The following is a 26934-nucleotide window of genomic DNA, read 5'->3' on the forward strand; positions in this document are numbered from 1 at the left end:
GCCTCTAAACAAAACCTTCATTGCATAAATCTAAGAACCTGCTTTAGGCACGTTCTTTCCGTTGCGGATTCGAATCAGAATCGATTAACTTTGTAGAGCGATGGAGAATTTTGTTGTATCGGCCCGTAAATATCGTCCAACTACGTTTGATAGCGTGGTGGGGCAGCACCATATTACCACTACTTTAAAGAACGCAATCAGCAGCAACCACCTGGCGCAGGCATTCCTGTTCTGCGGCCCGCGGGGCGTGGGTAAAACCACCTGCGCGCGTATTCTGGCCAAGACCATCAACTGCCAGAACATCACGCCAGAGGTAGAGGCCTGCAACGTTTGTGACTCTTGTAAGAGCTTCAACAACAACAGTTCGTTCAACGTGCACGAGCTGGATGCTGCGTCCAACAACTCCGTAGAAGATATCCGGAATTTGGTGGAGCAGGTGCGTTATGCGCCACAGACGGGCAAGTACAAAATCTACATCATAGATGAGGTGCACATGCTTTCCAACTCGGCCTTCAACGCGTTTCTGAAGACCCTGGAGGAGCCGCCGGCCTACGCCATTTTCATTCTGGCCACTACGGAGCGCCACAAAATCATCCCAACTATTCTTTCGCGCTGCCAGATCTTTGACTTCAACCGCATCCGGATTGAGGACATGGTGCAGCACCTGGGCCGCATTGCCAAGAAAGAGGAAATCAAAGCCGATGACGATGCCCTGCACCTGATCTCGCAGAAAGCTGACGGTGCTCTGCGAGATGCTTTGTCCATCTTTGACCAGATGGTGACCTTCTCGGGTAACCACCTCACCTACAAGGCCACCGTGCAGAACCTGCACATCCTGGATTATGATTATTACTTCCGCCTGACGGAATACTTACTTTCGCAGAACCTGAGCGGCGCCTTGCTGCTTTATGACGAGATTCTGAAAAACGGCTTTGATTCGCACAACTTCGTGCTGGGCATTGGCGAGCATTTCAGAAGCTTATTGGTGTGCAAAGACCAGGTAACGGTGCAGTTACTGCAGGTTTCTGACAATATCAAAGTACGGTACGCGCAGCAGGCACAGGAGGCTTCTCTGAGTTTCTTGTTGTCAGGACTGAACCTGGTGGGAAGCTGCGACCAGAACTTCAAAGCCGCTAAGAATCAGCGGTTGCACGTGGAACTATTGCTCATGAAACTGGCGCACTTGCCGCATGCGCTGCAGTTAGCCTCAGATGTCTCTCTAGCCGGGGACGTCAAAAAAAAAACTAATGGAAGTTCCGGCGTAGCCCCGGCAAATGGCTTAAGTTCGACTCCTGCTGTAGCACCACAAGCTCCGCCTGCTCCGGTCGCACCGCCAGTTGCAACTACCCCGGCTCAACCCGTTTCAGTGCCTTCTGCCCAAAACAGCTCAGAAACACACCACAACACGGCTCCGGCTGATATGGACGCTGGTCAGGACCCGGTGTTTGATACTTATCCCTCCCAAGCCCCCTCGCTGGTTCCCTCGGCCGCCCCGCCCTTGCCTACTCCTGCCGTTGCAGCGCCCGCGGCTCCTTTGCGGACCGTAGCCTCTCCCCTGGCTAGCCGGAAACTCTCCAAGCTGCCCAGCCTGAAGAACATTGAGGAAAGAGTAGCCGCCTCGGCAACCCCAATGGTGGAAGTGCTGGAAGAGGAAAACGAGGCCTACGTACCCGGTTCTTTGCCTACAATTAACGAGCACAAGCTGCAGCAACTCTGGAAACAGTACGTTGACAAGGTAAAGCACACCGACCGCACCCTGGAGTACACCATCCTGAACCGCGAGTGGTACTTTGACGCCGAGAAAGCCGAGGTACATTTGCAGGTGGAAAATGAGGTACAGGTAGCCGAGTTCAACAGTTTCAAGCCCGAGTTCCTTTTGTACCTGCGCCAAGCCTTGGGCCACAACCGCCTGCAGGTGCACATAGATGTGGTGCAACAGGCCAGCGGCCGCAAGCTCTACACCTCCCAAGACAAGTACAATTACCTGGCCGATATCTACCCGGTTCTGAAAGACCTGAAAAACCGCCTAGGTCTGGATACCGATTTCTAAAAACCTTTTCGTAAACCTGTGGGGCATTTTGCACGTCTCACAGGTTTATTTGTTTCCCCCGTCCATGAACCAGCACCTCTTCAACCGTAAAACCGATTCTTTTTTTGGCAGTCTCCGTTACCTAGGCTATCTGCTGCTGCCAGCGGGCATCATACTGGGCGGTTCCCCCTTGTGGTCTGGTGCTGATAAGGTACAGATGCTGTCTGTAGGAACTTTATTGTTTTTGCTAGGACTTCTCTTTCAAAGTACTTACCACGGGTTTCAACTGGATTTCCAGAACCGCCGCGTGCGGGAATACTTGAGTATGTTTGGTCTCAAAACCGGCAAATGGGCGCCTTTACCGTCGTTCAAACAAGTTATCCTGACTTCCAACCTGGGCCACGCCGATGCCTATGATCATGACCACGAGCACGGACATCCCCATCATGACGAGCCTGCCCCGCTGGTGACCTGGTACACCATCGGTTTGTACTCCACCTCCGCAGAACCCGACTATGAACTCCGCACCGACAACCAACAGGACGCCCTTCAAACATTGAACCTCCTAGCCGACCGGCTCAACATCCCCGCCGAAAACCGAACCGTTTCTCCTACTTCCCCTTTGTAGATTGAAAACCGTGTACTTTCATTGTTTGGGTTATTCTCACTCGCTAGAAGCAATTTAGGGTTCGATCAGACCTTCCATTCTACTGCAGTTGCAAACTGCAGTAGAATGGAAGGTCCAAGTCACAGACTTGAACCATGAAAAGAAAAGGTTGGGAACTTGAACCACGGAAAATGGTGGCTATGCAACTTCAAGTTTGAAGATCCCTTTTCCAGTCTTTCGGCAGAGCGCCTTTGTTTTAGACCTGGTGCCGCGCATGCGGCAGGCCTGCTGGCCAAGGCTAAAACAGAAGCGCTCTGCCGAAAGACGAGGCCCCGCGGCCTTGAGCGCACCAAAGCCAAGTTGCAACATTAAAGCTAAGAGAAACAGACTAACAAAAGCTACGCCCACAACCCATCTCCCCTGTTTCCCCAAAACCAAGCCATAAGCCCCCCACACTTTCCACCCCATCAAAACCGTTAGGATAAACAGGAAATAATCTATTGCATTTCCTATATTTGATCATCATCTGATTCCTAATCCCAAACCTTGTGAAGAGAAGATTTTTATCCTTGTATATGGTAGGCGCATTGCTGTTTGCCCAGTGCAAGACCAGCACCCCTACCCAAACGGCGAGCTCCCCAGCTCCGGCCCCTGCGGCAGAGGCAAAAGAGGAATTCAAGTACGCTACCGTTCCTAACGATCCGCTGAAAGCCCGCATCTACACCCTGGACAACGGCCTCAGGGTATATTTGACCAAATATGAGAATGCACCCAGAATCCAGACCTACATTGCTGTGCGCGCCGGTAGCAAGAACGACCCGGCCGATGCCACGGGTCTGGCGCACTACCTGGAGCACATGGCCTTCAAAGGTTCTACGCGCTTAGGTACCATTAACTGGGAAAAGGAAAAAGAAGAGTTGGGCAAAATTGAGGCTTTGTACGAGCTGTACCGCACCCAGAAAGACCCGGCCCTGCGCAAGAAAACCTACCACCAGATTGATTCCATCTCGGGGGTGGCTGCCAAATACGCAGTGCCCAATGAGTATGACAAACTGGTGGCGGCCATGGGCATGAACAACTCCAACGCCAGCACCTGGGTGGAGCAGACCATCTATTACGGCGATATCCCCAGCAACCAGTTAGACAAATGGGCCATGCTAGAGGCAGAGCGTCTGGGTGTGATGATCCCGAGGCTGTTCCATACCGAGCTGGAGGCTGTGTACGAAGAAAAAAACCGCTCGCTGGACTCTGACCAGAACAAAGCCTTTGAAGCGGCTTTCGCGGCCTTGTTCCCCACGCACCAGTACGGCGCCCAGACCACCATTGGGACGGTGGAGCACCTGAAGAACCCATCCATTACCGAGATCAAGAAGTATTTTGACAAATACTACGTGCCCAACAACATGGCAATTGCCATGAGCGGCGACCTGGACTTTGACCAGACCATCAGGACCCTGAACGAGCATTTCGGGCGTTGGCAGAAGAAAGCCGATCCGGCGTATACCGCTCCGCAGGAGAAGCCCATCACGGCTCCTATTGTGAAAGAGATTCTAGGCCCTGAGTCTGAAATGCTCTTGATGGCGTACCGTTTTCCGGGCATTAAATCAAAAGATGCCCTGGTGTTGCGCATGATAAACCAGATATTGAGCAACGGGCAAGCGGGTCTGATTGATTTGAACATCAACCAGAAGCAAGCGGCCCTGGGTGCCGGCTCCTTCGCTGAGATCTACAACGACTACTCCGCCCACTTCCTGACCGGGAACCCGCGCCAAGGCCAGACCTTGGACCAGGTGAAAAATCTGTTGCTGCAACAGATTGAGTTGGTGAAGAAAGGCCAGTTCGAGGATTGGTTAATTCCGGCTATCGTGAACAAAAACAAGATCAGCAAAATGCAGGCCTACGAGAGCAACGCCGCCCGCGCCACCGCGTTTGTGGATGCCTTCATTGCCCGCCAGGACTGGGCCGAGTACCTCAAACAGGAAGAGAACTTTGAGAAAATCACCAAACAGGATGTGATGGACGTAGCCAACCGTTACTACGGGAACAACTACGCCGTTATCTACAAGCGCACGGGCCAGGACCCAACGGCACAGAAAGTAGAGAAACCCACCATTACGCCGGTGCCGGCCAACCGTGAGGCCCAGTCTGAGTTTTACAAGCAAGTGGCCAGCCGCACCGTGTCTGAGCTGCAGCCGCAGTTTGTGGATTACAAAAAAGACATCCAGCAGGGCAGCCTGAAGAGCAACATTCCGGTGTACTACACCAAAAACCAGGAAAACGGCCTGTTCAACCTGTTCTACATCCTGGACATGGGCACCAACAATGACCTCAAACTGGGTCTGGCCGTGGATTACCTCCAGTACCTGGGCACTGACAAATACTCTGCCGAGGAACTGCAGAAAGAGTTCTTCAAGATTGGTTGCTCGTTTGGCGTTTCCTCTGGTCAGGACCAGGTCTATGTTTCCCTCACCGGCTTAGACGCGAACCTAGAACAGGGCTTACAGCTGTTTGAAAGCCTCCTGCAGAATCCCAAAGCCGATCAGAAAGCCCTGGATGACATGGTGGCCGGTATCCTGAAAGACCGCAAAGACGCCAAGCTGAACAAAAACATCATCCACAGCGTGGCCATGGTGAACTATGCCAAGTACGGCCCTAAGAACCCGTTCACCCATATCCTGAGCGAGCAGGAACTGAAGAAAGTAAAGCCCGCTGAGTTGGTGTCCCGCATCAAGAGCATTCCTACGTACCAGCACCGGGTGCTTTACTACGGTCCCAGAGAGTTGCAGGCGATTACCGCCACGCTCAACACCGGCCATATTGTACCGGCTGCTCTGAAACCGGTCCCGGCGGAGAATGCCTTCAAGGAGCTGGACATCAAAGACCGCAAAGTGTATTGGACGAACTATGACATGGTACAAGCCGAGTTGCTGTTTTTGACCAAGTCTCTCAATTATGACCCTAAACTGGTCCCTACCATCAGGCTGTACAACGAGTACTTTGACGGCGGCATGGGCGCCATTGTGTTCCAGGAACTCCGTGAGTCCCGTGCCTTGGCGTACTCGGCTAGCTCACGTTTTGCCAATGCCAGCCGGAAAGACCGCGCCAACTACATCATGTCGTACATCGGCACCCAGTCAGACAAACTACCCGAAGCCATGGCCGGTATGCAGGAACTGTTAAACGATCTGCCTTTGGCCGAGACCAACTTCACCAACGCTAAGGCCTCGGTGCGCAACAGCATCGCCACCGAGCGGATTAACAAGGTGGGTATTCTGATGAACTATGAACAAGCTCGCAAAATGGGCATTGACCATGATATCCGCCGTGATATTTACGAGAGCCTGGATGCCCTTACCTTAGATCAGATCAAGGCTTTCCAGCAACAGTTTGTGAAAGGACAGAACCAGACCATTCTGGTCATCGGTTCCAAAGATAGGCTCAACTTCAAGGAACTGGCCAAATACGGCACTGTGAAGCAGCTGACCTTGAAAGAGCTGTTCGGGTACTAGCCAATAGTGATTTCCTAGTTATTAGAATTTAGAAGAAGGAGCAGTTATTGGTTGCTCCTTCTTTGTTTTAGGGCTGTTTTTATGAACATAGGTTAGAAACGATGTGGCTAAAAACGCTTATATAGTATTCCTTAAATATACATCTACATTTAGCTGAACCACCTCATTAGAAAGCCCGAACACAAGGAGTAGACTGCTTTACAAACTCAATAGCTTGACCAGTAGACATATTTACACAGAAGTTAAGTAATAAGTATGCAAAGCATACGACTCATAAGCAAAAGGCTAAACTCTACTCCTTGAAAGAATTGAATTATGAACAAGGCATCATTTTTTAAGGTAAGGATTTGGTTTACGGCGCTGGTAGCTATTGCTATTTGGTCGCTGTTAAGTTATCAGCAGTATAATGGAGGCGTGCCCAGCCACCATCTTCTAGCAGATGAAAGTTTGCCTTCTTTATCCAATTGGTGGGGAGCGCTTCTGTTGCCGGTATTGACCTGGATTCTGTTGTACCGCATAGAGAAAAGGATTTTCAATAATCAGGAAGCAACGCATCTTGTTGCCTTGCAATCACTGAAACCTGTGCTCTATGGGTTTGTGGGAGCCTTGCTGTTTGGCGCTGTGCTCTCCTTCTTTTTCACCCTGCGCTACATGGAGGTGCCCAACTACATGCTATTGGGATTATTTGCCCTAGCTTTATTTCTGCCTGTTTACCGCGCGCAGTGCCTGTTGGGTTTTGTGCTGGGAATGACCTATACCTTCGGGGTGGTTCTGCCTACTGCCTTCGGACTCATTTTTTCAGCCATCACCATCGTGATCTATCTCATCTTAAGACCATCTATTTTGTTTGTTTTCTCAAAACTGATGCGGAAGCAACCCACCCAAGCTTAATCTTTTAGCTGCCAAGGCCATCCGCTCTTTTGCTGGTGAAGCCTATCTCCATTTTCAGGTTGTTTTCACCAAAACAAGCTAATAACGCTTATTCCTCCCGCCTTTAAAATAATTCTTCCTACACCTGTGATTTTCTGTTGGCTTGCTACACTAATGGGGTGAAGATTGATTTAGATGGACCTACACCACCAGTTTACCAGCGTCATCCAAGAGAATAAAGGCTTGATTTGTAAGGTGTCGGCTATGTACACCAACACCGCAGATGACCGAAACGACCTGAAACAGGAGATTGTGTACCAGCTTTGGAAGTCGTTTGGGACGTTTAAGCAGGATTCTAAACTGAGCACCTGGATGTACCGGGTGGCCCTGAACACGGCCATCTCGCACCTCAAGCAAACCAAGCGAAGAGTCAGCACCATTCCCCTGGAACTGGAGGCGGATCGGTTTGCTGAGGACTATGACAAGACCGAGGAAGAGCAGATTCAGCAACTACACACCCAGATTCAGAGCCTCAACCTTCTGGACCGAGGTATCATTCTGCTGTTTCTGGAAGGAAAGAAGTATGAAGAGATTGCCTCTATCATTGGGATTAGCCTCAGCAACGTGGGCACCAGAATCTCTCGCATCAAAGAGAAATTAAGATCGCAACTAGTTAAACAAACTGCATAATGGAACTGGAAGAAATGCAACAGGCTTGGGGGAAACTAAGCAAACGAGTAGAACAACAAGAAACCTTAAACACCCAATTATTAGAGAAATCAACCCGCCAGAACTACCACTCCCGGTTGAACAGAATCAAGTATTCTGAATTTATAGGCACCTTGGTTTGCTATGCGGCCGCCGGGTACGTGAGTGTGCACCTTACCAAGATAGAAGGACTTTGGATGCAGATCTTGGCAGTTTTGACCATTGTAGTGCTGTTAGTGTTGCCCATTCTGTCGCTGGCCTCGGTGCGGGCGGTCAGGGGTGTAAACATCTCAGTGGCTACCTATGTAGAAACCATTCAAGCCTTCGCCTGGCAGAGAATCAGGTTTCAGAGATTGCAGAAAATCAATGTGTTTTTAGGACTAGTGCTACTGCTTACTTCTTTGCCGGTTTTTGCGGCCATCAAAGGCAAAGACCTTACTCAGATTCCTTACCTCTGGACGTTAATGGTGCCCGTAGGTGCGGCAGTGTTTCTGGGATTCGCCTATTGGGTGCTGAGGTCCTACAACAAGATTTTAACTGAGATGGAAAGCCTACTCACCGATATTGAAAGGTAAGATGGAACGCCAGCACTTATACAAACTGCTTATACTGCTATAGTAGCAGGGAGTTTCATAAATAATGAATAATGGAAAAGGGACGACTGCTGGTTGTCTCTTTTTCGTTTTTGGGCTGTTTTCACTAAAAGCAGGGTAAAAACAACAACTTCCCTTATGATGCAAACCAGCTGCAAAACATACAAGTAATTATATATAGGATTTTCTTATGAGTGATCGGTAAAATCAGCTTACTTTTAAATATCAATCCTTAAACAACTTTTAACCATCCTTCCCTTTCTCCCCTTCACCTCTCATGCGAGCAATTCTCTTCATTTTATTACTTCTTCCGGCGCTTTGCTTTGGCCAGGCGGCCAGGCAGAACGAAAACCTAATCACCATCGGCACCAAAGAAACCATCCATTCGGCTATTCTAAAAGAGGCCCGACACTTGTGGGTGTATGTGCCTAAATCTGGTGATGGCGCGAAAACGCGATACCCGGTGATGTACCTGTTAGACGGAGACGCTTTTTTTACGTCCATGGCCGGCACAGTAGAATATCTGAGTGGACAAGGCAAAATGCCTGAAATGATCATAATAGGCATTGAAAGCCCAGACCGGGTGAGGGACCTGACGCCAACCCATTATCCGTTCTACGCAGACGGAAGGGCAACCAACGATTTAAAGACTTCAGGCGGAGGAGCCAACTTTATGGCCTTTCTGGAGAAGGAACTCATGCCGTACATTGAAAAGCGGTACCAAACCCAGCCATACCGCATGCTAGTGGGGCACTCCCTGGGTGGTTTGACCGTCTTGCAGGCCCTGGTGCACCAACCAGCCCTGTTTACTTCTTACGTGGCCATTGACCCTAGCGTTTGGTGGGACAAGCAACTCATCATGAAACAGGCCGAGAGAGTACTCACTCAAAAAGATTATGCCGGCGAAAGCCTCTTCTATGCTGTTGCCAACACCATGGAGAAGGGAATGGATACCGTGCGGGTGGTGCAGGACAAAACCCAAGGCAATCATAATGTGAGAAATCACCTGCTTTTCAGGGAGACGCTCAGAAAGAGCAAGAACTTGGCCTGGGCCTGGAAATATTACCCAGAAGACAACCATGGCTCGGTGCCGTTCCCGGCGCAGTATGACGCCCTGCGGTATTTCTTTAAAAATATGAGCTAGATAAGGACTTAAAAGATTCTACCGTCACCGTAGACTACCTCAAAAACCACTTCCGTACCGTGTCTGCCCTACTACAGTACCAGGTGCTGCCCTCAGCGGGGACGGTGAACGCGCTTGGCTACATTGCCCTGGGTAACAAGCAGTATGCAAGGGCCTACCAGTTCTTCAAGCTGAACATAGACAACTATCCCACCAGCTCTAACCCACATGATTCTATGGGAGATTACTATCTGGCCATAGGCGATAAGAAGAAAGCAATAGAAGCATTTAAGAAAGCTCTGTCTCTGGAGGAAGTAGCAGAAACCAGACGCAAGTTGAAGCAGCTAGAAGCCGGTCAGTAAGGTTCCAGCACATAGCTTGATTTGTAAAACGAAGAGGGAGCGGCCATGGGTTGCTCCTTCTTCGTTTTTGGGCTGTTTTAGAGAAAACAGGACTAAAACGCTGCCTCAGTTTCCTCAAAGGAAGAATGGGGTTTATACCTAATTGCTTTTTTCAGGGGAACATCCACACTTCAAGACCGTTAGACCTAATTCGTATTTACTTTTTAGCGCGGCAGGTGCTTCTTTGAAGGTAGTGGTGTATTGTACCATACCAACCTGTTGCGCCTGGCTGATCATATGTTTACCTACCTTTAAACGGCAAACCGGCTAGGGTGCTTTCTCCGGCTCATCCAGAGCAGGAAAGCACAGCCTTCCTTTTACCATCTTCGGATGACCAACAATACGCTTACATGAAAAGTACCAACAACCCTCCCCTCTTCAAACTGAGTCTGATTTCCCTTTTATTGGGCGGTTTCAGCATAGGAATGACCGAGTTCCTGATGATGGGTATTCTGCCCGATATGTCTAAAGCCCTTAACATTTCCATCCCGGAAGCGGGCCACCTCATTTCCATTTACGCCTTGGGCGTGGTGATTGGCGCGCCTTTGATGGTGGGCCTCACCTCCAACATGCCGCCCAAAAAAGTGCTGATTGGCCTGATGCTGATGGTGGGCATCTTCAATGGCTTGTTTGCCTTGATGAGCAGTTATCCCTTATTAATGGCGACCAGGCTTCTGGCCGGTTTGCCGCACGGGGCATTCTTTGGCATAGGCGCCGTGGTGGCTAGCAAATTAGCGGAACCCGGCCGCGAGGCAAGGGCGGTATCGGTGATGTTTGCGGGGCTTACGGTCGCCAACATTATTGGGGTGCCTTTGGGGACTTTCATCGGCCACAACTATAGCTGGCGGTTTTCCTTTGCGTTGATTGCGGCCGTTGCCTTGGTAGCGGCGTTCGCGGTGAAAGTCTGGATGCCTTCGGTGAAATCAGAGTCGGAGACCAGCTTTCTCAAAAGCCTCAACATCTTCAAGCACAAGGAGCTTTGGTATATCATTGGCATCTCCACCATTGGCACCGGCGGCTTTTTTGCCTGGATCAGTTACATCGCTCCGCTCATGACCGAGGTAGCCGGCTTCAGCAATAACGTCATGACCATTATCATGGTGGTGGCAGGCCTGGGCATGGTCGTGGGCAATTTTGTGGGTGGTCGGTTGGCCGATCGGTTCTCTCCCTTGGCCACCACTACCTGCCTGCTGCTGTGCATGGTGGCCGCCCTGTTGCTCACCGTGGTGATGGTGCAATTCAAACCGACAGCCGTTCTCATGACCTTCCTCATCGGGGCTATTGGTTTTGGCGTGATCGCGCCCATGCAGATGCTCATTGTGCAGCAGGCCAAAGGTGCCGAGATGCTGGCTTCCTCCCTGTTGCAGGCTACTTCCAACATGGGCAACGCGTTAGGCGCTTTCCTGGGCGGGTTACCCATTGCCGCCGGGTTCGGGTATACGTCTCCGGAGTATGTGGGCGCCGCATTGGCCTTTACCGGGGTTTTGTTCTGCCTGTTGCTGGTAGCGGCACATAGACAGAAAGCCAGAAAACTGGCCATCGCGTAAACTCTTTCGTGGAAAGGGGTATTTTCCACGAAAACAGGTGCGAAACGAAAGCACCCTTTCATTCACTTCTCAACCTAAGACACCACCATGAATCAGATAGCACTAGTAGTGGGTTCCAGCGGAATTGTGGGCAGCAACCTGGCCCAGGAACTCCTCTCCCAGGGATGGACCACCTTCGGGCTGGCCCGCAACCCCAAAACCGATGTACCCGGCCTGCAACCCGTAGCCGCTGATCTGCAAAGCCCCGAGAATCTACAGGCCGCCTTAGCCGACATCACGCCCACGCACGTGTTTTTCACCAGCTGGATGCGCCAGGAAACCGAGGCCGAGAACATCAGGGTGAACAGCGCCATGGTCCGGAACCTACTGGATGTGTTGTCGCCGAAGAAATCGGTGCAGCACGTGGCGCTGGTGACCGGGCTGAAGCATTACCTGGGACCGTTTGAGGCTTACGCCAAAGACGGGTTCCTGCCCGAGACGCCGCTGCGCGAGGAGCATCCGCGCCTGGATATGGAGAACTTCTATTATGCCCAGGAAGACGAAGTGTACGCCGCCGCCGAGCGCGATGGCTTTACCTGGAGCATCCACCGGCCACACACCATCATCGGGAAAGCCGTGGGCAACCTCATGAACATGGGCACCACCCTGGCCGTCTACGCTACCATTTGCAAGGAGACCGGCCGGCCGTTCCACTGGCCAGGTTCCTCCGCACAATGGAACGGCCTCTCTGACGTGACCGATGCCCGTGTGCTGGCCAAGCACCTGGTATGGGCCGCCACCACTGAAGCCGCTCGCAATGAAGCCTTCAACGTAGTCAACGGCGAGTACTTCCGCTGGAACAAACTGTGGTACCAGTTGGCCCAATGGTTCGGCGTGAAAGCCGTGGGCTATGACGGTACCATGCATCCGCTGGAAGCGGAGTTAGCCAATGACGGTCCGCTCTGGCAGCAGATCGCCGAGAAATACAACCTTGCAGAACCCAACCTGGACCGCCTGGCCTCGGCCTGGCACACCGACCTGGACCTGGGGCGCCCCATCGAGGTCATGACCGATATGTCCAAAAGCCGCCAACTGGGTTTCCACGTCTACCAAAGAACCGATGAGTCCTTCTTTGACCTGTTTGAGCAGTTGCGGAAAGACCGGTTGATTCCGTAGAAGTAGCTGGCCTTAGACTTGCTAAAAGAAAAAAGTATTTAAGACGATTTACCTCTTGATGAAAACAAAGGAGGAGCAACTGCAGAGTTGCTCCTCCTTTGTTTTTAGTACGTTTTAGGAAAAAGAAGCCGAAAGCAGAAAGGGCTCATATAATATTTGAAGTATATAGTATATTCGGCAGCGCGGTTCCGTTTATCCAACCAACGGTGAGCGTGTAAACGGAAGTTTGGCTACAAACAAAGCAGCAATAACTGGAGCAGGTCCTTATACACAGTAGTTATGCCTCATGCTAAGATAAAAAGTAACAAATTATAAGTGAGCAAGACCAGTACCCATATTACTAAAAGCATAGACTCTTCCATTGAAATAAATGGAAAGCCTGAAATAATTTGGGATAACATTACTAATGTTAAAATTGAAAAATTCTCCGACCCATTTATTTTTAAGTTACTGGACATTCCAAAACCTTTAAGAGCTGAAGTTCTTTCAGAAGGAAAGGGAGGAAAGCGAATTGCTTATTTTGACACTGATAAAAGGTTTATACAAGAAATCATTGCTTGGAAGCCTTTACAAGAATACTCTTTTTCATTTAATCCAGAAAAAGGCTTTCGTGTTGGTTATTTCTTTGAACTTTCAGAAGGTGTTTTTAGAATTCCTTCAGGCGCTTACTTTTTAACTATTGATGGTGATAGAACTACTTTGCAGCTTAAGACAGAATATAGCATTGATAGAAGATTTTACCTTTTATTTAATTTCCCTGTAAAAATTATTCTTAGGGCATTTCAACGGTATTTATTAGTTTCAATTAAAAAGAATTCTGAATAAATGGATTCTATAAAATTCTCAGAATCAATTATTATAAAAGAAGAGTCAGAAAAAGTGTTTGATTATACCCAAGACTATAATAAACGACTTTCATGGGATACTTTTTTACAAAGAGCAGAACTAATTGAAGGAGCCGTTAAAGCAGATAAGGGGATAAAAGCATTTTGCGTTGCTAAGAACGGCCTTGGAATGGAGACAGAATATGTTTCCTATAACAGACCTAAAGTAACAGCAGTAAAAATGACAAAAGGGCCGTACATGTTTAGTTCCTTTTTAGGCTCTTGGACTTTTAAAGAAATTAGTAAGGAGGAAACAGAGGTAATATTTTTATATTCATTTTCTCTGAGGTTTCCGTTTTCCATTATTGGAAAGCTTATTAAAATCAATTTGCAAAATAATGTTAGGCAGCGACTAATTGATTTAAAGAACTGCCTTGAAAAAGAAAGCACCAAGGCATAACAACAGCTAAAAAGCATTAAAACGCTTTTTAGCCCAACCGTTAACGAGAATATCAAATAACAAATTCAAAGAGTAAGTGAAAAGTTTGCTATTAACCGTTTGTGTCTTCTTCTCTTTTCATTCACTATATGGCCAGATAGACGGGCTTTATGGCCACGACATCCGCTTGTTTGAAGGTGAGCCATGGAAGTTAGCACAGGCTGTTAAGCGGCAGGACACAAAGAAGATAAAGCTAATCGTTTCTTCTGGGCGAGTGGATGTAAACTACCAGGAGCCGCGTTTCGGGAAGACACTTCTCATTTGGGCGGTGATGATGAACCGCTATGAATCCGCAGAGGCGTTACTGGAATGCGGTGCTGACCCAAGCCTAAAGGACTCCTATAGCGGCACGTCTGCCCTGATGGTAGCGGCTGACAAGGAAGAGACCTCAGAATATGTAAAGTTATTGCTCCAGCATGGTGCGGACCCAAACATTGATGCAGACCACAAGGAGCCGAATAGGATTGCTACCCCACTGATTGCTGCGGCAAAGAAAAGGCACGAAAGCGTGAAGCTGTTAGTGGAGGCTGGCGCTGAAATCGCCTATGTTACCCGCCACGGAGGCTCGGCTTTAGATGCATCCCTTAGAGCAAGTCAGGTGGAGACTTCCCTTTATTTGATAATGGAAAAAGGAGCCGACTACAAAAGGGTCTTCGGGGTACGCACGGACGGGAGCGAGATTCGGATTACTGACTTACTAAGACACTGGGTTTTCCCTTTAGATTCGGAAGAGTATAAAAAGAAGATGCAGCTTGTGGCTTTCCTAAAAGAGCGAGGGGTAGACTACTGGAGCGCCCAAGTGCCGAATTACTTTTTTAGTAATTACACCAAAGAGTTCTTAGACAAATATTAGAAAATACTACTCGCTAACAACGTGTAAACGCCACCATCGGCCGACGCCCTCGCGTACTATTTACGCGAGGGCGTTAGCACAATTAGAAATGAATAAAAGATATATCCACTTGTTGGCCTTTATGGTTCTTCTTCTATCAAGCTGCTCTGAGGGCTCGTCCAAAGCTGAAGCACCTGTCGTTGACTCCAAAGTAACTGCTGCTATCAACTCAGAAAAGGACTCCAAAGAATCAACACCCGAGGGCGGCCTGAAACACCTGATGAAGATAAAACAGCAGATTGTTAAAGGCGACTATAAGCAGATAGAAGAACTTATTTCCCAAGTCAATGCCCGAATTTTGGAAAACTCAGTTCAGATGACGGCAGAGCAGAGATTAAGCTTCCCACAGCCAAGCAAGAAAATCCTGGTAGACTTTCTCAGGTTGATAAACTTGGATTCCTTGAAAGCTAACAAGAAGTTTGAGAAGAGATATTCCTTTAATTCAGCACCCAAAGGATACAAACCAGACAGCAACGAGTGTCCAGACGGACTTACCTTCAGCCTTGGAGAAAACGCCAACGAATTCACTCTCTCCATAGATAACAGATTCTTGGTAGACGCTGACATTAGATGCGCAGAGTCAACGACTATTTATTATTTAACTGTAGAAAGAGAGAAATTACTTTTGAAGAGGTTAGACTACGTTGGATAAAATTACATTTGTTAACAAAGTATAAACGGCACCTTGGCCGACGGTCTCGTCGTCATTTACACAAGCCCGTTGCTTTAAATAAAACCGAATGCCAATAAACATTTACATAGAAGACACAGGCGAAAAATTAGATTGGCTCTGTGATGGTATATGGGATTTACCTACTCAAATTGATGCTCTTGAAAATTGGTTAGATAAAAAAGCAAAGGATTTAATACCGAATAATTATGTGGCGGATATTGGGTTTGACATTCGGGAAGATGCTACTGGCAGCGGCGGAGTGCTAAAGTCAAAATCAATGAAAATTATGGATACTATAGGAATGGATGTGTATTTTTCAGAATATCCTTCAGCTGATGGAATGGAAGAACTGAAATAGATGACCAAGAAAAAAATAATGCATCACAACACTAGCTATAAGCAATAGTACCCTGCGGGATGCTCCTACTCATACCCGCAGCCCGTTGGCGATATAGAATTATGATTGAATGTATAATAGGAATATAATATTTGTAAACTCACTCCTGACGGGTATGATTTATTACCTGTTCAGCTTGTCAATGGATTTTAGTGATTTGCTAGCTGCTTCCTTTATGATATCTATGCTATTTCTGCCAGGTTTGAGTTTCCCTCTAACAACCACCTTTCCCGTTGAGGAAGGTGCCTACACACCGAACCGACGGATTTTACATACTATCTTATCTGTCGCTATGTACTTCGGAAGCGTTTGGCTTTTCAGTGGCCATATGCATTTTAAGTACTTCTCAATTCTTGCTGGATTTGCGGGTTCTGCAGGATATCTAACGATGTCAAAGCTACTATTGAAGTACCCTTTCTCTAACTTTAACATTCTAACGACTAGCCTTCTAAGCGGATTGGCTTTTCTTCCCTTTTTACTCTTCGGAGGTTTTCCTGCAATAGGCCTATCAGTCTTATTTTGGACAGTTATCAATGGTTACCTCTTTAACCTGAAATACACAACTACTACCGTCCACACTGTATAAACATTATCCAAGTTACACCAGACCATTGGCTTTAATTAGAAAAAGAAAGTGGAAATAAGAACTTACACCCAGAACGACAAAGCCTCTGTTATCGCCCTTTTAAAATTGAACACTCCTGACTTTTTCGACCCAATGGAACAAAAAGATTTAGAAGAGTATCTGGACAATGAAATTGAAGATTACTTTGTTGTTGAAGAAAACTTTGAAATTATTGGGGCGGGTGGCATTAACTATTTTCTCAAAGAAAAAACCGCCCGTATCTCTTGGGACATTATCAAGCCTGATTCACAAGGAAAAGGGATTGGCAGAAAACTGACAGAGTACAGGATCAACCACTTAAATAAAAACAAAGAAGTTGAGTTGATAGTGGTAAGAACCACCCAATTAGTGTACAAGTTTTACGAGAAGATGGGGTTTAAGCTAACTAAAGTTGAAAAAGATTTCTGGGCTTTAAATTTTGACTTATACCAGATGGAACTTAAGAATAGAAACTAACGCCGCCATTGTATAAACCACATGCTTCCGCTGACGGCCTCGCACATTGTTTATACAACCCGCTAGCAATATAATTATAAGAAAAGCCAATTGAAGGATTCTATATCGGCCTTTCCTATCTGAGATTGGTTCCACATAGTACTACGCAATCAAAGCATTCAAGATAGCACCGAAGCGCATAGCACCGACTATTTTCTGCGTGTCTGAATGAAGTACCCACTTAGTTCTGCCGGCTTACCTTGGCTGCAATCTGCTCCATTTCCATTTTGGCTTCGTTCCCGGTGAGGGTTTGGGAAGAGAATCTAGTTTTCAGTTCCTCGTCATTGGTTTGTTCGACTATTTCAAAGAAATAGGCTAAAAAGAGAATCCCGAGAAAGCCCCGCCGATGGAAAATATGAGTTCGCGCTTCGACCTGACTACCCTCTGAACTGGTCTCCGGGCACTCAAGAGGAGCAACATCCTGAAACCAACTTGCTCCTGGCCCAAATTAGCAAAGAAAAGTTCTAGCTAGCAGGCTTCGTAACAGAGTTTCACGGTCAGACACCTGAATCACCTTGTTCACAAAGCCAGCATTCTGAAGGTGATTTGCGAGCAAGAAAATATTATTTCTGTTACTTATTATTTTTTAATACCTTAATGCCAACGTTGGCATTTCTTCAAAATTTACAGTTTAGAAGAAAACAGCCCTAAAATGCTTTCGTTGCTTTGCTGAAAACCTAATAGAGGAGTCTAAACTCTAGCCAAACTTATTTGGACGGAATCAAACGTGAGCTAGTATGAAATATAAACTGAGTTTTGCCTGGTTGGCCTTGATGTTTGTTATGCACACGGCTGCATTCGCCCAAGACCCTAATTTTTACATCTTCCTGTGCTTCGGGCAATCCAACATGGAGGGGCACACTAAATTTGAGCCGCAGGACACCACCGCTAATAAACGGTTTATGGTCATGGAAGCGGTAGATTGCCCTAACTTGGGAAGGAAGAAAGGCGAATGGTACCCCGCTACGCCACCTTTAACTAGATGCAACACTGGCCTTACCCCAGCTGATTATTTCGGCCGAACCCTGGTAGCCACCCTTCCAGACAACATCAAAGTAGGAGTTATCAATGTAGCGGTGGGCGGCTGCAAAATTGAGCTGTTTGAAAAAGGCAGTTACCAATCTTACGTAGCCAATGCCCCCTCCTGGATGACGGCTGCGCTTGAGCCGTATGATAAAAACCCCTATGGTCGCTTGGTGGAGATGGCAAAACTGGCACAGAAAGACGGGGTCATCAAAGGCATTTTGATGCACCAAGGAGAGTCCAACACCGGTGATACCACCTGGCCCACCAAAGTGAAAGGAGTCTACAAGAACCTGTTAAAAGACTTGAACCTGCGCCAAAAAAAAGTGCCCTTGCTGGCCGGGGAAATGGTAAGCGAAGAGCAGGGAGGTAAATGCGCCAGCATGAACGCCATCATCGCCAAACTGCCCAAAGTGATACCTAACGCGCATGTCATTTCCTCTGAAGGTTGTACGGCTCTGGATGACCAACTGCATTTCACCGCCGAAGGATATAGAAAGCTAGGGAGACGTTACGGTGCCAAAATGCTGTCTCTATTGGGGTATAAAAATGCACGGCCTGAATAACAGAATATTCAGAGGAAGAAATACGCTGGCAATTAAGGACGGTAGATCCTTAAACCATACCAAGGTAGTATCTTAACTCATCAGCGGAGGACACCTTTTTACTGCCTACTCTGCGCCCATGGTGATGATACCAATCACAAATTTGGTGGGAAACGGCATCTTCATTGGTCACCAGTTTTCTGGAAGATTCTCGAATAAAGCTTTTTATGCAACTACTAGTTTCCAAGAAGTAAAGAGGAGGGAAACCCTAAGCTCTTGTAATCAAAACAAATCTTTTAACGATCATTAAATCATCTCTCCATGACTTATAACCTGATAAAACTGGCTAAAAGATCCATACTGGCCATCTTATTAGTGGCTTCTGCCCCGGCCATGGCGCAGGATGGTACTATCTATCCGCTCAAGGCCCCAGCTGAGCCGAAAGCCATTCCGTTAGGTACCGGTGGGGTGGAGGGACAGAAAGCCCCTGAGACCTGGTTCAAGCAATGGGGAGACCCAATGGCTAGGAACATATCCACCGCTACCCTCACTCCCTTTCTGCCTGCCCCAGGTAAGGCGAATGGCACGGCCGTGATCGTGGCGCCCGGCGGCGGTTACCGGTGGCTCTCCATGGGCAACGAGGGCTGGGAAGTAGCCCAGGCCCTGGCGGACAAAGGAATTACCGCCTTCGTGCTGAAATACCGCCTGCACCCTACGCCGGAGTCACTTGAGGACTTCAAGGCTTGGATGGACCGGCCCCGCAACGCCCCTGCCCCAGCCCCCTCCGCCAACGCATCGGCCAGTACAAGTGCAACTCCGCCCAGCATGCCGCAGTTAGACCTGTCTAACCAGTTGGAGGACGCCGAGGCCGCCTATGCCTTGATCCTCAAAAGAGCCAAAGAGTGGGGTGTGGACACTAACAGAATAGGCATGATCGGCTTCTCGGCGGGTGCCGGCCTCACCCTGCACTCCACCCTTAACTCCAAAACCATGAAACTGGCCTTTATCGGCCCGATTTACGGCGGCATGGGGCCGGTGGAGGTGCCCAAAAACGCACCGCCCATGTTCAATGTGATTGCCACCGATGATTTCCTTTTCCGCGGTAAGTTTGGGGTGGTGGATTCCTGGTTTAAGGCGGGCATCCCTGTGGAGTTCCACCTTTACCAGAACGGCGGCCACGGTTTCGGCTTGGGCAACCCAGACAAAACCAGTAACCGCTGGTTTGATGCCTTTATCTACTGGCTGGAGGTTAACAAATTCCTCAAGCCCCAAGCCAAGAAGTAACCGGAAATTTTGTGAAGGGAATGTTTTGACCTAAGGGGCGGACTGCTTAGTAGGCAATTGCCGCTTTGTAGGTAAATGCGAAAAGACAAATGCCCGTGGGTTAAAACAAAGCAACCTGGAGCCTCCTAAAAGAAAGACCGTTTCAGGGACGAAAACAGAAAAGTACCGCAAACACCATTCTCCTGGCACTTCTAAACCATAAGAAGTGCCAGGAGTCTAGACTAAATAATCAGCAAAAAATTCTAATAAGATGAAGAGAATCAAATTTGGGGCTGCTCCTCAGGGAAAAAGACGGGTAGCTTTGCTCGGTGTTTTGGTGGCCTTATTTTCATGTATGGGCCAACCTGGGAATAGCCAAAATTTAAAAAAGAAGGCTAAAAACGCCCCGGTGTTTTCCAGCTCTGTCTACGTAGGCAGCGACAAAATATACAATGATAATCCCCTGAAACCGGGTGAGTTCTACAACCCTATTCTACAAGGCGCCTATCCAGACCCAGCTATCACGCGCAAGGGCAACGATTACTACTTGGTAGCTTCCACTTTCGCTATTTTCCCCGGGGTACCGGTGTTCCATTCAAAGGACCTGGTGAATTGGACGCAGATCGGGCACGCGTTGGACCGAGTATCGCAGTTGGATGTGCATGATACGGGAATCAGCGCCGGTGTGTATGCCCCGGACATTGAGTACAACCCCAACAATGACACCTTTTACATGATTGTCACGGCATTTGCCGGGGGCGCCGGAAACATTGTGGTGAAATCAAAAGACCCGGCTAAGGGTTGGGGAGAGCCGTTCAAGCTGAATTTCCAGGGAATAGACCCCTCTCTTTTCTTCGATGACAACGGGAAGGCCTATGTGGTCCACAATGATGCCCCGGATAAAGGGACAGAACTTTATGAAGGGCACCGTGTGATTAAGGTATGGGACTATGACCTTGACAAAGACCAAGTCATTGCCGGAACCGACAAGATTATCGTAAACGGCGGCGTTGACCTCTCCAAAAAACCGATCTGGATTGAAGCTCCCCACATTTACAAAAGAAACGGAAAGTATTACCTGATGTGTGCCGAAGGTGGTACCGGCGGAAACCACAGCGAGGTGGTGTTTGTGAGCGATAGCCCCAAAGGCCCCTTTACACCTGCCCCTAACAATCCCATCCTGTCGCAAAGGTACCTTAGCCCTAGCAGGCCAAATAAAGTAGATTGGGCCGGCCACGCCGATTTAGTAGAAGGCCCCGATGGCAGGCACTATGGCGTGTTCCTGGGTATTCGCCCGAATGAGAAAAACAGGGTGAACATCGGGCGCGAGACATTTATTCTGCCAGTTGATTGGTCAGGCCAATTTCCGGTTTTCGTCAATGGACTTGTGCCCATGGAGCCAAAGCTGAAAACGCCTGCCGGCGTGGAAAACAAAACTGGGAAAGAAGGCTTCTTCCCCAATGGCAACTTTACCTTCTCTGACAACTTTACTTCTAAGAACCTGGATTACCGGTGGGTGAGTTTAAGAGGCCCCCGCGAAGCGTTTATTTCCCAGACAAAGAAAGGCTTGCAGATTAACCCGTTCCCGGCCAACATCAAGGAGGTGAAACCTACCTCCACGCTCTTCCTCCGCCAGCAACATAACAGTTTCACCTATACCACCACCTTAGACTACAAGCCTGCCTCAGAAAAGGATCTGGCGGGTATTACGTTGCTGCAAAGCGAGGCATTCAACTACGTGTTCGGCCTGACAAGGAAAGGCAAAGACGCTTACCTGGTGCTGGAAAGAACTGAGAAGGGAGCCTCCAAAGTGATTGCCAACCAAAAAATTGATAATAAAAAGCCAATACAGCTGCGGGTAAAGGCAGAAGGAGATGCTTACCAGTTCAGCTATTCAACGGATGGGAAGAACTTCGTGGATCTGGGCAGCCCTGTCTCGGGAGATATTCTTTCCACCAATGTGGCGGGAGGTTTCACGGGCACTTTGATAGGCTTGTACGCTACGTCAGCAAATGATGCACAGCCGCAGTAAGAAGTCCAGATAGCAGTAATTCACACCAGTAGCTGACCTGTGGTTTAGCCTACATTTTTGATTTTCGGCCCTAAAACGCAAAAACGATTAGTTTGCCTTTCCACCTTTGAAACAGGCCACCAGAAGAGACTTATTTACTTTAAATCATCATGAAAAAACGGATACTTTTACCAGCAGCCATGCTACTACTTGGGGCATACCAGTATGCCTTGGGACAGGATCTGAAGCTCAATGACCGTGAGTATTTTGAGCAGCAAGGCGTCAATGTGCTGGTGTACAACAACCTTTTTACCGGGGGCTTCAACGATGAGAAGAACGCCGGGATAGAATTGATCCACCATGGCGTGAGAACCGCGCAAGGCGGAGCGGTGCGACTCTCCAACACCCCGGAGCAGTGGGACCTGGTTCCTGACATCCTGAACCGAAAGGTAGACCGTGCTGCCAAAACGGTAGAGGCTACGTTACGGTACAAAGAATACAACTTTGATTCCAGGGTAGTGGTGACGGCCAAGGGCAAAGGCGTGGAGATAGCCGTTTACCTGGACAAACCCGTTCCCAAGGAACTGGAAGGAAGTGCCGGCTTCAACCTGGAGTTTCTACCCTCGCAATACTGGGCTAAAAACTATTTAGTGGATGGGCGCCCTAATCTCTTCCCCCGCTATGTGGTAGGCAATACCGTTACCAAACCTAACCGCCAGAAACCGAAGCAATACAAAGGGTATGTCACTTCCGATGACCGAGGTACCGGCAAATTCATTGATCCGCTTCCGCTGGAAACCGGCCGTACCTTTCTGTTTGCCCCTGATGCCCAGGAACGGATGGTGAAGATCACCTCTCAAGATGCCGACCTGATGCTGTTCGATGGTCGTATGCTGGCCCAGAACGGCTGGTTTGTGGTGCGCAGCTTGCTTCCGGCCGGGAAAACAGGCAAGGTATTAACCTGGACCGTGGAGCCAAATGCCATTAAAGGGTGGGTAAGAGATCCTAATATCGGCTTCTCCCAGGTGGGCTACCTTCCTGCGCAACCAAAAGTCTCTATCATTGAACTAGACAAGAAAGACAAACCCGCTAAAAGCGCCTCCATCTTTAAAGTAGGTGATGACGGCAACCCCACCAAAGTATTCACCGGCAAAATCGCTCCCTGGGGAGACTACTTCAAGTACCACTACGTGAAGTTCGATTTCTCTCCTGTGAAGACGCCCGGCATCTACTACATTCAGTACGGAGACACCAAGACCAACAATTTCCTGATCGGCGAGCAGGTGTACAGCAAGATTACCGATGCTACCAGCGACATCTGGATTCCCATCCACATGAACCACATGTTTGTGAACGAGGCGTACCGGGTTTGGCACGGCGAGCCGTTCAAAGAAGGTTACCGCCAGGCCCCACCCAACACTGATCACTTCGACCTTCACGCCCAGGGCCCCACCACTGATACCAAGTACAAAGCGTTGGATTTGATCCCCGGCCTGAACGTAGGCGGTTTCTTTGATGCCGGGGATTTTGACATAGAGACCGGATCAAACATCAGCGTGGTGCAGAACTTTGTCAAAACCTGGGAGAGCTTCAAACCACAGCGCGACCAGACGTTTATTGACCAGAAGCAGCGTTACGTAGACCTTCACCGCCCCGATGGGATACCGGACGTGTTGCAGTTCATTGAACATGGCACCTTGAACCTGGTAGCCCAGGCAGAGATCATCGGCCACATGGCCCAGACGCTCTCTAACTCCGTGCTGGATAATTACCACCACTTGGGTGACGCCGCCTCCTTAACAGACGGCCTTCCTTATAACCCTAAGCTTGGTCCGTACGAAGTAGCCAAAGATGGCCGCTCCAGCGGCGTAAAAGATGATTTATGGGCCTTCACCAACCGCGAGCCTGAACTGGATCTCAGGGCAGCCACCATGTTTGCTGCCGCAAGCCGGGCCTTGAAGGGATACAATGACGACCTTTCAGCGAGAGCGTTGACCCAGTCCAAAAGGCTATTGAAAGAAGCCACTGCTTTACTGGCCAATCAGAAGCAGGATACTACGGGCCGAGGCAACGCCGCCAACATGGCCACCAATCTTCAACTGTACATTGCCACCGGCGAAAAACAATACCTGGATAGATTCCAAGAGCTTCTGTGGCCTTCCCTTGAGCGTAACGTGAGTGGCAACTTATTGACGGCCCTGGATGCTATCCCGCACTTGGACGCCTCTTATAAAGAAAAGCTCCGTCCGTACGTGGTGAAGTACAAAGAATACATCGGCGGCCTTGAAAAGGACAACCCATACGGTGTGCCAATTGGCCTTACCAACTGGGCAGGCAGCGGAGACGTGATGAGCTTTGGAACCACCGTTTGCTTTGCCAGCAAATACTTCCCTGAGATCATTGAAGGGCAGCATGCTTTCAAAGCCACCAACTACCTGTTTGGTGCCCATCCGTACCATAACTATTCCTTAGTGGCTACCGTGGGCGCAACCCGACCTAAAGCAGTCTTCTACGGCAATAACCGAGCAGATTTCTCCTTTATCCCAGGCAACGTTGCTCCTGGTATCTTGTTCAGAAAACCCGACCACTTCGAGAACTACGACGATTGGCCTTTCCTTTGGGGCCAGAACGAGGGCACCATCGGAGGCAATACCGCTTATCTGATCTTTGGATCGGCGTTTAAGAATTTAATCCAGTAAGCAGATTGTTTCGGGCAGGATGATTTGAGCCAGTGAGCGATTTAAATCATCCTGCTTTTAAGGGACTAATTTCTAATCCCTCTTAAGTTGAAATACAACAAAAAGGCCTGCCGAGATATCTCAGCAGGCCTTTTCTAGTTTAAACCAGTTTACTTAAAACTGATCGATAAACGCGTTCAAAGTAGCACTTGGGCGCATGGCTTTAGACACTTTCTCCAGGTCTGGGTGGAAGTAACCGCCCATGTCCACAGGTTTGCCTTGCTCTGCGATTTGCTCCTGAACAATCTTCTCTTCGTTCTCAGTTAAGTTTCTCGCCAGGTCAGAGAATCTGGCTTTCAGCTCCTCGTTTTTGGTTTGCTCGGCCAAGGCTTGCGCCCAGTACAGCGCCAGGTAGAAGTGGCTACCGCGGTTGTCAATGCCACCTACTTTACGAGCCGGGGACTTGTCTTTCTCTAAGAACTCAGCGTTAGCGGCATTCAGAGCCTCTGCCAGTACCGCTGCTTTGTCGTTTTTGGTCTTGTATGCCAAATCCTCCAGAGAAACGGCCAAGGCCAGGAACTCACCTAATGAATCCCAACGCAGGTAGTTCTCTTCGGCAAACTGTTGTACGTGCTTAGGCGCAGATCCACCGGCACCGGTTTCAAACAGCCCGCCGCCATCCAGAAGCGGAACAATAGAAAGCATTTTCGCGCTGGTGCCTAGTTCCAGAATTGGGAACAAGTCAGTCAGGTAGTCACGCAGTACGTTACCGGTTACCGAGATGGTGTCCTGGCCGGCTTTGGCACGCTCGCAGGAGAAACGCATGGCTTCTACCGGAGACATAATTCTGATGTCCAATCCGTTGGTGTCGTGGTCTTGCAGGTAACGCTCTACTTTCTTGATCAGGTTGGCATCGTGCGCTCTTTGCGGATCTAACCAGAAGATTGCTGGGGAACCGGTGATGCGGGCTCTGGTCACCGCCAGTTTCACCCAGTCCTGGATAGGCAGGTCTTTCGTCTGGCTCATTCTCCAGATATCGCCTTCCTCTACCTGATGCTCCATCAGAGCATTTCCGGCCGCATCTACTACGCGAACGGTTCCGCTGGCAGCAATCTGGAAAGTTTTGTCGTGCGAACCGTACTCTTCGGCTTTCTGCGCCATTAACCCGATGTTCGGCACCGTACCCATGGTTTTAGGGTCAAAGGCTCCGTTTTGCTTACAGAAGTCGATAACTTCCTGGTAAATACCCGCATAGTTGCGGTCTGGGATCATGTATTTGGTGTCATGCAGCTTGCCATCTGGTCCCCACATCTTGCCCGAAGAACGGATAGCTGCTGGCATAGAGGCGTCAATGATCACGTCATTCGGGAAGTGCAGGTTGGTGATGCCTTTGTCTGAGTCTACCATGGCCAAAGCAGGACCATTTTGGTAAGCGGCCTGAAGGTCTGCTTCTACGGCAGCTCTCTGCTCCTCTGGCAAAGACTGGATTTTGCTGTACACATCGCCCAAACCGTTATCAGGATTCACCCCGATTTGTTTGAACAAATCAGCGTGTTTCGTGAAAACATCTTTGAAGAACACGGTCACCGCATGCCCGAACATAATAGGGTCAGACACCTTCATCATGGTGGCTTTCAGGTGCAATGAAAGGAGCGTACCGGTTGCTTTGGCATCAGCGATCTCTTTCTCGTAAAAAGCGCGAAGGGCCTTTTTACTCATGCGGGAAGCATCAATCACTTCACCGGCTTTCAAAGCCAGTTTATCTTTCAGAACGGTGGAGGTTCCGTCAGCTCCTACGAACTCAATTCTCACCTCACCGGCCTGGTCCAATACTACAGACTGCTCGCTGCCATAGAAGTCTCCTTCGTTCATGTGGGCCACGTGCGATGTAGAGTCTGCGCTCCAGGCTCCCATGGAGTGCGGGTTCTTTTTAGCGTATTGTTTAACCGCATCGGCCACGCGGCGGTCAGAGTTCCCCTCTCTCAGCACCGGGTTTACCGCGCTACCCAATACTTTGCCGTAACGGGCTTTGATTTCCTTTTCGGCGTCGGTTTTCGCATCGGCGGGGTAATCTGGGATGTTATAGCCTTGGGCCTGCAATTCTTTGATTGCCGAGGTCAACTGCGGAATAGAGGCACTGATGTTCGGCAATTTGATGATGTTGGCCTCTGGGGTTTTGGCTAACTCGCCCAGGTACGCCAAGTCATCGCTTTGGGCTTGGTTTTCTCTCAAGTGATCTGGGAACGTAGCCAGAATACGGGCGGCCAGGGAAATGTCTCTGGTTTCTACTTCAATGTCTGCTGCTTTGGTGAAAGCTTGCACGATGGGCAGGAAAGACTGCGTGGCCAAAGCCGGTGCCTCATCGGTGATGGTATAAATGATTTTGGTTGTGTTTGACATTTCGTTCTTTTAAAGTTAAGGTAATAGCGCCGGAAGTATTTCCTATACGAAACAATCCCTGACTTTG

General features: G+C 49.0%; 21 protein-coding genes. 20 read left to right on the top strand and 1 reads right to left on the bottom strand.

Annotated features, from left to right (window positions below; all coding sequences use genetic code 11):
• Positions 1-100: 100 nt before the first annotated feature.
• The 20 genes from ACW9SV_RS03560 to ACW9SV_RS03655 all read left to right on the top strand — a co-directional run bounded on the left by ACW9SV_RS03560 (position 101) and on the right by ACW9SV_RS03655 (position 24488).
• Positions 101-2050: a DNA polymerase III subunit gamma/tau gene (locus ACW9SV_RS03560; protein WP_479555358.1), complete on the top strand. Its 1950-nt coding sequence runs from the start codon at positions 101-103 to the stop codon at positions 2048-2050.
• Positions 2051-2114: 64 nt separating this feature from the next.
• Entirely contained in the window at positions 2115-2657 is a 543-nt protein-coding gene (locus ACW9SV_RS03565) for a hypothetical protein (RefSeq protein ID WP_479555359.1), read from the top strand.
• A 527-nt stretch (positions 2658-3184) separates the two neighbouring features.
• Positions 3185-6145: a M16 family metallopeptidase gene (locus ACW9SV_RS03570; RefSeq protein WP_479555360.1), complete on the top strand. Its 2961-nt coding sequence runs from the start codon at positions 3185-3187 to the stop codon at positions 6143-6145.
• A 315-nt stretch (positions 6146-6460) separates the two neighbouring features.
• Positions 6461-7036 carry a hypothetical protein gene (locus ACW9SV_RS03575; protein WP_479555361.1) on the top strand — a complete coding sequence of 192 codons (576 nt, stop codon included), beginning with the start codon at positions 6461-6463 and terminating at the stop codon, positions 7034-7036.
• Positions 7037-7210: 174 nt separating this feature from the next.
• Positions 7211-7705 carry an RNA polymerase sigma factor gene (locus ACW9SV_RS03580; protein WP_479555362.1) on the top strand — a complete coding sequence of 165 codons (495 nt, stop codon included), beginning with the start codon at positions 7211-7213 and terminating at the stop codon, positions 7703-7705.
• A complete protein-coding gene (locus tag ACW9SV_RS03585) occupies positions 7705-8298 on the top strand; it encodes a hypothetical protein (protein ID WP_479555363.1) in 594 nt (197 codons plus the stop codon). The genes ACW9SV_RS03580 and ACW9SV_RS03585 overlap by 1 nt, the downstream gene beginning before the upstream one ends.
• 295 nt (positions 8299-8593) lie before the next feature.
• Positions 8594-9460, top strand: a complete 867-nt coding sequence (locus ACW9SV_RS03590) for an alpha/beta hydrolase (RefSeq protein WP_479555364.1) — start codon at positions 8594-8596, stop codon at positions 9458-9460.
• Between the two features lie 59 nt (positions 9461-9519).
• Positions 9520-9801: a tetratricopeptide repeat protein gene (locus tag ACW9SV_RS03595; protein WP_479555365.1), complete on the top strand. Its 282-nt coding sequence runs from the start codon at positions 9520-9522 to the stop codon at positions 9799-9801.
• Positions 9802-10190: 389 nt separating this feature from the next.
• Entirely contained in the window at positions 10191-11387 is a 1197-nt protein-coding gene (locus ACW9SV_RS03600; protein ID WP_479555366.1) for an MFS transporter, read from the top strand.
• An 87-nt stretch (positions 11388-11474) separates the two neighbouring features.
• Positions 11475-12542, top strand: a complete 1068-nt coding sequence (locus ACW9SV_RS03605; protein ID WP_479555367.1) for an SDR family oxidoreductase — start codon at positions 11475-11477, stop codon at positions 12540-12542.
• Positions 12543-12857: 315 nt separating this feature from the next.
• Complete coding sequence (locus tag ACW9SV_RS03610) at positions 12858-13367, top strand: hypothetical protein (RefSeq protein WP_479555368.1); 510 nt, start codon at positions 12858-12860, stop codon at positions 13365-13367.
• Complete coding sequence (locus tag ACW9SV_RS03615; RefSeq protein ID WP_479555369.1) at positions 13368-13826, top strand: type II toxin-antitoxin system RatA family toxin; 459 nt, start codon at positions 13368-13370, stop codon at positions 13824-13826.
• 76 nt (positions 13827-13902) lie between these two features.
• Positions 13903-14718, top strand: a complete 816-nt coding sequence (locus ACW9SV_RS03620) for an ankyrin repeat domain-containing protein (RefSeq protein WP_479555370.1) — start codon at positions 13903-13905, stop codon at positions 14716-14718.
• Between the two features lie 88 nt (positions 14719-14806).
• On the top strand, positions 14807-15409 hold the full coding sequence (locus tag ACW9SV_RS03625) for a hypothetical protein (RefSeq protein ID WP_479555371.1): 603 nt from the start codon (positions 14807-14809) through the stop codon (positions 15407-15409).
• Between the two features lie 88 nt (positions 15410-15497).
• Entirely contained in the window at positions 15498-15788 is a 291-nt protein-coding gene (locus ACW9SV_RS03630) for a hypothetical protein (RefSeq protein WP_479555372.1), read from the top strand.
• A 673-nt stretch (positions 15789-16461) separates the two neighbouring features.
• The gene (locus tag ACW9SV_RS03635) at positions 16462-16908 is read left to right on the top strand and encodes a GNAT family N-acetyltransferase (RefSeq protein WP_479555373.1); all 447 of its coding nucleotides are present in this window, start codon (positions 16462-16464) and stop codon (positions 16906-16908) included.
• A gap of 776 nt (positions 16909-17684) precedes the next feature.
• Positions 17685-18536: a sialate O-acetylesterase gene (locus tag ACW9SV_RS03640; protein ID WP_479555374.1), complete on the top strand. Its 852-nt coding sequence runs from the start codon at positions 17685-17687 to the stop codon at positions 18534-18536.
• Between the two features lie 300 nt (positions 18537-18836).
• On the top strand, positions 18837-19799 hold the full coding sequence (locus ACW9SV_RS03645; protein WP_479555375.1) for an alpha/beta hydrolase: 963 nt from the start codon (positions 18837-18839) through the stop codon (positions 19797-19799).
• A 250-nt stretch (positions 19800-20049) separates the two neighbouring features.
• Positions 20050-21810, top strand: a complete 1761-nt coding sequence (locus ACW9SV_RS03650; RefSeq protein WP_479555376.1) for a glycoside hydrolase family 43 protein — start codon at positions 20050-20052, stop codon at positions 21808-21810.
• Between the two features lie 149 nt (positions 21811-21959).
• Entirely contained in the window at positions 21960-24488 is a 2529-nt protein-coding gene (locus ACW9SV_RS03655) for a cellulase N-terminal Ig-like domain-containing protein (RefSeq protein WP_479555377.1), read from the top strand.
• A gap of 153 nt (positions 24489-24641) precedes the next feature.
• Here ACW9SV_RS03655 and ACW9SV_RS03660 read toward each other — a convergent pair whose 3' ends face one another.
• Complete coding sequence (locus ACW9SV_RS03660) at positions 24642-26867, bottom strand: NADP-dependent isocitrate dehydrogenase (protein ID WP_479555378.1); 2226 nt, start codon at positions 26865-26867, stop codon at positions 24642-24644.
• Positions 26868-26934 lie beyond the last annotated feature (67 nt).

Source organism: Rufibacter sp. JT20002 (assembly GCF_056491185.1).